Source organism: Xanthomonas sp. GPE 39 (assembly GCF_000963005.1).
Classification (GTDB): Bacteria; Pseudomonadota; Gammaproteobacteria; order Xanthomonadales; family Xanthomonadaceae; genus Xanthomonas_A.
The window spans coordinates 3,250,442-3,256,549 of record NZ_JZHZ01000007.1 but is presented as its reverse complement, the minus strand read 5'-3'; the positions used below and the strand labels follow the sequence as shown (position 1 = coordinate 3,256,549).

Below are 6,108 nucleotides of genomic sequence, written 5' to 3'. Positions count from 1 at the left end.
GTCGGATAGGAGCGTGCTGGCTTCATCCGCTTACGATAGCCGCGAAAGCCTCAAGTTCATAACACGCTCTAATAATGCATACGCATCCTCTGCCACATTATAAAGGAAATAGTCATGGCCGCAGATTCTACCAAGCGTCATTTTCGCAAGAGTGTCATGTGTGCCGTGTTCGCACTGGCGGCCGTTGCCGTCACATCGGCCGGCGCACAACAAACTCAGGCTGCCAATAGTGTTACATATAATTATAATCTCGATGCAAAGTATATTATGATAAAAAACGCCAAAATTTCTGGCGGTGAGACGTGTACGGCCTTGAGTCCGCCGCAAAGGGACGCTCAAGGTAACTTCACGGGCCCTGGCGTTGGCAGAGGTCAGCCCCTGCTAGTCGGTTTCACTTTCAACATGCAGGCGATGCGTGATCCGGACTGCACCATCCCTTTGGATGGTATATACCAGAATGGGTACGTAGTACGCAGTACGAAAAATTTGTTTATTCGTATTTCCAAATCAAGGATCCTGGTCAGTACCGGCTGATCAGTAGCGTGTAACAGCCATTGATATGCGCGGCGGTCCACCGTGACACGGGTCGCCGCGTTGCCGATGTCAGTGTCGCCGCGCAGAACCCACACATCCGGCGGTGGCGTTCATCATCTCCGTATCCTCCAGGGCAAGACGTTGAACAGGTAACGTCATACTTCCGGCCGGGTTCAACGTCAGCTTGTCTGTCGTGGTGGTGTATTGGCGGCTGGGGTCGGTATGCACTATCGTCCGTGCGTGGGTTGGCGCAGGACGATGGCCCTCTGCAACGCGGTGCAGATCAGCTCGGCGGCCAGATAGGCTCGCTTGAGGTAGTGCGGGTCTAGCCGCGCGTAGTAGCCGGTGATGGCGCCATCGCGTGCGAGTCGGCGCATCCGCTCGATGCAGCGGGGGGTACAAGCTCCGCCTGTCCCCAGTTCGGTAAACCAGATACGGCTCTCCTGTTGCAGGATGCGGAGGATCTTGCGCGCTCGATCTTGTCCAGTTTGCGCGGGCGTGGGGCCATGTGCGTGAGTCTCAGTGTTTTAACCTACCGTGTGAGCCAAAATTGGGGGAAAATCCGCAGGTGGCTGCCTATACTGCGGCTAAACCCATCCCCGGCGCTATTCAGCCAGGGATTTGATCCAGACGAGGTAGAGCATGCGGGTTCTGATTCTCGGCAGTGGTGTGATCGGTACGGCCACGGCCTGGTATCTGGCCCGCAGTGGCTGTGAGGTGAGCGTGGTCGACCGCCAGCCGGCGGTCGGGCTGGAGACCAGCTATGCCAATGCTGGGCAAGTCTCGCCCGGCTACGCCTCGCCGTGGGCCGCACCGGGGGTGCCGCTGAAAGCGTTGAAGTGGCTGTTCCAGCGCCATGCGCCGCTGGCGATCACCCCCACCGCCGATCTGAAGCAGTACCTGTGGCTGGCGCAGATGCTGCGCAATTGCACGGCTGAGCGCTATGCGATCAATAAAGCACGCATGGTGCGCCTGTCCGAATACAGCCGCGATTGTCTGGATCAGTTGCGTGCCGAGACCGGCATCGCCTACGAAGGACGTCAGCTCGGCACCACCCAGTTGTTCCGTACCCAGGCCCAGTTGGACGCCGCGGCCAAGGACATCGCGGTGCTGCGCGAGTATGGCGTGCCCTACGAGTTGCTGGACCGCGCCGGTATTGTCCGGGTCGAGCCGGCCCTGGCCGACGCGCCCGCCACGCTGGTCGGTGCGTTGCGCCTGCCCAACGACCAGACCGGCGATTGCCACCTGTTCACCCAGCGTCTGGCCGCGCTGGCGACAGCGGCAGGGGTGCAGTTTCGTCATGGCGAGACGATCCAAGCGTTGCTGGCCGATGGCGACCGCCTCGATGGCGTGCGCATTGGCGGCCGTGTGGAGCGTGCCGATCGCTATGTGGTTGCTCTGGGCAGTTATTCCCCGGCGTTGCTCGCGCCGCTTGGCATCCGCCTGCCGGTATATCCGCTGAAGGGCTACTCGTTGACCTTGCCGATCCGCGACCCCGCACGGGCACCGAACTCCACCATCCAAGACGAAACCTACAAGGTGGCGATCACCCGCTTCGACCAGCGCATCCGCGTCGGTGGCATGGCCGAACTGGCGGGTTTCGACCTGTCGCGGCCGGCGCGACGCCGCGCCACGCTGGAGAAAGTGGTGCGCGAGCTGTATCCGCACGGTGGCGATCTGGCTGCGGCCGAATTCTGGACCGGGCTGCGCCCCGCGACTCCGGACGGCACTCCGGTGGTCGGCGCCACCGGCTACCGGAATCTGTTTCTCAATACCGGCCACGGCACCCTCGGTTGGACCATGGCCTGCGGTTCCGGCCGCTATCTGGCCGACCTGATCGCGTCGCGTCAGCCGCAGATCGATGGCGAAGGTCTGGACCTGTTCCGTTATTCGCGTGCTGCCGGCGTACCCGCTGCGGAGGCCGCTGCGTGCGCCCAGCCCGTGCGCTGATCGATCTCCACGCGCTGCGCCATAACTATCGCTTGGCCAGGCGGCTCGGGGGCGGCAAGGCGCTTGCAGTGGTCAAAGCCGATGCCTACGGGCATGGCGCGGTGGCGTGCGCGCGTGCGCTGGAGGCCGAGGCGGACGGGTTCGCGGTGGCTTGCATCGAGGAGGCGCTGGAACTACGTCAGGCTGGCATCGCGGCGCCGATCCTGCTGCTGGAAGGCATCTTCGAGGCCGACGAATTGCCACTGGTCGCCCAGCATCGGCTGTGGTGCGTGGTGGCCTCGCCCTGGCAGGTGGAGGCGATCGCCGCTTTCGCCGCACCGCAGCCGCTGTGCCTGTGGTTGAAGCTTGACAGCGGCATGCACCGGCTCGGCCTGGCCCCGGACGCATTCCGTGCCGCGCATGCACGGCTGAGCGCATTGCCGCAGGTCGAGCGGCTGGTGCTGATGAGCCATTTCGCGCGTGCCGACGAGTTGGAGAGCGAGCGCACACTGGAACAGGTCGAGGTGTTCCGGCAGGCCACTGCCGACCTGGCTGGCGAGATCAGTCTGTGCAATTCGCCAGCGTTGTTGGGTTGGCCGCAGGTGCGCAGCGACTGGGCGCGTCCGGGGTTGATGTTGTATGGCGCAGACCCGTTCGCGGCGGCAGCGCTGCTACCGGGCGAACTGCGCCCGGTGATGACCTTGCAGTCCAAGATCATCGCGGTGCGCGACCTGGAACCCGGTGAGCCGGTCGGCTACGGTGCCCGCTTCGTCGCGCCACGGCCGACCCGGGTGGGCGTGGTGGCGATCGGCTATGCCGATGGTTATCCGCAGTTGGCGCCGAATGGCACACCGGTGCTGATCGACGGTATGCCGGGTGAGCTGATCGGACGCGTGTCCATGGACATGCTCACTGTGGATCTGACCGAACATCCGCAGGCCGGGCTTGGCAGCCTGGTGCAGTTGTGGGGCGCGCAACCGCGCATCGATGCCCTGGCCGCACGCTGCGCTTCCAGTGCCTATCGCCTGCTGTGCGGGTTAAAGCGCGCGCCGCGCCACTATCTGGGCGATTAATGGCCGGCTCGCGCTCGCGGCTCGCGTCGCATCAGCGCTCGGCGACGGCGGCGTCCTTGCGCAGCTCGCGATGCAGCCAGTCCTCAAGCATGCGCTTTTCGTAGCGTAGTGGATCGGTACTCAGGCCGACCGAGCTATTGAGCAGATAGCTGCCGTCCAACAACTTGCGCTGGCCCTGTGCCAGCACTTGGCCATTGGCGCCGTATAGCGTGAAGGTCAGATTGATCCGGGGTGGGTAGATGTCGCGCATCACCCGCACATCATTCCATTGCAGACCGTGCCAGGGCTCGTAGTCGCCGGCACGCTTGATGTCGGTCAGTTCGATATGCAAGCGCTGGCCCGGCTGCAATTGTTTGCTCGCCTGCTTCTGTAGGTAAACGGCCAGATCGTGTACCCAGTCGCCGCGCTCGGCGTCCCAGCGGTTGCGGCTTTGGCGTAGTTCGCTGAACGTGGCCGGGTCGGCCCAGCCGACTTGCACCGGGCTATCGCCGGCGATGCTGCGCGGTGCTTGCGGATCGGTGACGCTGCGGATCTCGGCGTGGGCTCCGCCCGCGCACAGGCAGGCCACAGCCAGCGCCATCCAGGCAGAACGGATCGTCATGGCGGATCTCCAGGAGGTGTCGGTCAAGTGTGTGCGCGTGCTGCGATGTCTGCAATCGCGGTGACGCCAATGGCATGGCGGATTATTCGCTGATTCATCTGCGCGCTTTCCACACACGTTTGGCTGCTGCGCAGTCGTTTTGTTAGCCGCTCTAAATGGTGTCCTCTGTCCCGTCTCCTGACAGGGCGGGGCGATGCGATCGTGTCTGGAAGCATCGCGCTCAGTCCGCTGAAAATATTTTGTGATACTAAACGCATTTTGTGATCGTTATTTCAAGGCGATACACTGATTAGCAAGCCTAACTCAGGAAAATCTGAATGAATCAGGCTATCGGGATGATAGGCTTTGAAATTCAATGGATTGATCCGGCAAAAGACGATGAAGATGGGCTTCTTCAGACCTTGCCGAATAATGATGAGCGCCTTGCATTAATAGTTGGTCCCAAACGGTTGGTCAGTCCGTCCCATCCCCCGCCACATTATCAAGAGGTATCTTCATGTACACACATTCGACCATTCGGCATTTTCGCAAAGCCACGCTATGCGCGGTGTTCGCACTGTTGGCCGGTGCTGCCACATCGGTTGGCGCACAACAACAATTAATCGTGCGTGTTAATACGCAAAATTATGACATCGAGGCGAAAGCAGTGATGATACAAATCACCGGTCATCATACTAACACGCCGGGGTGTGTCCAGCTGACTCCGCCGTCATTGGATCGGAGCGGTAATGTACGCAAACCCGGCAACGGCTCCGGTCCGATTCTATTACTCGGTTACACTTACGACGTGTATGCAATGCGAGATAGTTCTTGTAATATTGGTGGATATATAGTTGGGGAAAGCACGACTGGCTACACTGTAAAAAGTACGGCAACTCGATTGTTTACTATTTTTAAAGATGCAAATGGCAACGGGAAATTAACGATCACTACGCCGTAATAAAAAAGACGATGAAGATGGACTTCTTCAGGCCTTGCCGAATAGTGATGAGCGCCTTGTGTTAACAGCCTGTCCCAAACGGTTGGTCAGTCGGTTCCATCCCCCGCCCATTATCAAGAGGTATCTTCATGTACACACATTCGACCATTCGGCATTTCCGCAAAGCCGCGCTATGTGCGGTGTTCGCACTATTGGCCGGTGCTGCCACATCCGTTGGCGCGCAACAACAATTATTCGTGCGTGTTAATACGAGAAACTATGACGCCGAGGCGAAAGCCGTGATGATACAAATCACCGGTCATCATACTAACACGCCTGGGTGTGTCCAGCTGAATCCGCCGTCATTGGATAAGAACGGTAATGTAACTGGACCCGGCAGAGGCTCCGGTCCGATTCTATTACTTGGTTACACTTACGACGTGTATGCGATGACAGATAGGTTCTGTAGTATGGATTCATATATAACCGGATCATACAGGGAAGGGTACACTGTGACAGATACGGCAACTCGATTCTTTAATATTTCGAAAGATTGGCTTGGCATGGGGAAATTAACGATCACTACGAAATAAAATTACGATTAATAGCTGGGCACCTCTAAAAAACTCGATTCCATAAATTGTGCGCTATACGAATCAATGTCGTGTGGATGTTGGGGTCGAGTTCTTGGTGGTGATTCGAGGTGCCCAGCCGTTGAGGTGCGCGGCGGCCCATTGTGCTACGGGTCGTCGCGTTGCCGATGTCGGCGCTGCCGCGCACAATCCATCCAGCGGCAGGCATGACGTCCGTATCTCCGCCAAGGCGTTGCACATGCGCTGCCATGGGTCCGACCCGCATGCCACGATGGATTGCCGAAGGTGCCGAGGCGTTCGTGTAGAGCGTGTCGCTGGGTCTGCTGGGGCATGTGCGCTTTTGCCCGGTTGCGCCAAGGCTTGACGGCAGCCGGGCCGCTTCAACAAGATGGAGGTTCATCCTTGGTGTCCTGGCGTGCTGTGTGTGCTGGGTAGGCTGATCGCATCGCCCATTCCTCA

Annotated in this window: 6 protein-coding genes and 1 pseudogene; 4 read left to right on the top strand and 3 right to left on the bottom strand. The window is 59.7% G+C overall.

Features of this window, described 5'->3' with window-relative positions; all coding sequences use genetic code 11:
- Window positions 1-114: 114 nt before the first annotated feature.
- A complete protein-coding gene (locus XALGPE39_RS15830; RefSeq protein WP_152624913.1) occupies window positions 115-534 on the top strand; it encodes a hypothetical protein in 420 nt (139 codons plus the stop codon).
- Window positions 535-830: 296 nt separating this feature from the next.
- Here XALGPE39_RS15830 and XALGPE39_RS13680 read toward each other — a convergent pair.
- A pseudogene (locus XALGPE39_RS13680) lies at window positions 831-1,042 on the bottom strand (AsnC family transcriptional regulator); the annotation flags it as partial.
- A gap of 134 nt (window positions 1,043-1,176) precedes the next feature.
- Between XALGPE39_RS13680 and XALGPE39_RS13675 the strand changes: the two are divergent.
- Window positions 1,177-2,484 carry a D-amino acid dehydrogenase gene (locus tag XALGPE39_RS13675; RefSeq protein ID WP_045728656.1) on the top strand — a complete coding sequence of 436 codons (1,308 nt, stop codon included), beginning with the start codon at window positions 1,177-1,179 and terminating at the stop codon, window positions 2,482-2,484.
- A complete protein-coding gene (gene alr / locus XALGPE39_RS13670) occupies window positions 2,463-3,536 on the top strand; it encodes an alanine racemase (protein ID WP_045728655.1) in 1,074 nt (357 codons plus the stop codon). The genes XALGPE39_RS13675 and alr overlap by 22 nt, the downstream gene beginning before the upstream one ends.
- A 31-nt stretch (window positions 3,537-3,567) precedes the next feature.
- Here the strand turns inward: alr and XALGPE39_RS13665 are convergent, their stop codons facing one another.
- Window positions 3,568-4,137, bottom strand: coding sequence for a DUF3016 domain-containing protein (locus tag XALGPE39_RS13665; RefSeq protein ID WP_045728654.1), 570 nt, complete (start codon window positions 4,135-4,137; stop codon window positions 3,568-3,570).
- Between the two features lie 496 nt (window positions 4,138-4,633).
- On the opposite strand from XALGPE39_RS13665, the gene XALGPE39_RS15825 reads away from it, so the two are divergent.
- Window positions 4,634-5,077 (top strand): hypothetical protein, encoded by a 444-nt coding sequence (locus XALGPE39_RS15825; protein ID WP_152624912.1) that lies wholly within the window; start codon window positions 4,634-4,636, stop codon window positions 5,075-5,077.
- A gap of 597 nt (window positions 5,078-5,674) precedes the next feature.
- Here the strand turns inward: XALGPE39_RS15825 and XALGPE39_RS15820 are convergent.
- The gene (locus XALGPE39_RS15820) at window positions 5,675-6,049 is read right to left on the bottom strand and encodes a hypothetical protein (RefSeq protein WP_152624911.1); all 375 of its coding nucleotides are present in this window, start codon (window positions 6,047-6,049) and stop codon (window positions 5,675-5,677) included.
- Window positions 6,050-6,108: the final 59 nt, after the last annotated feature.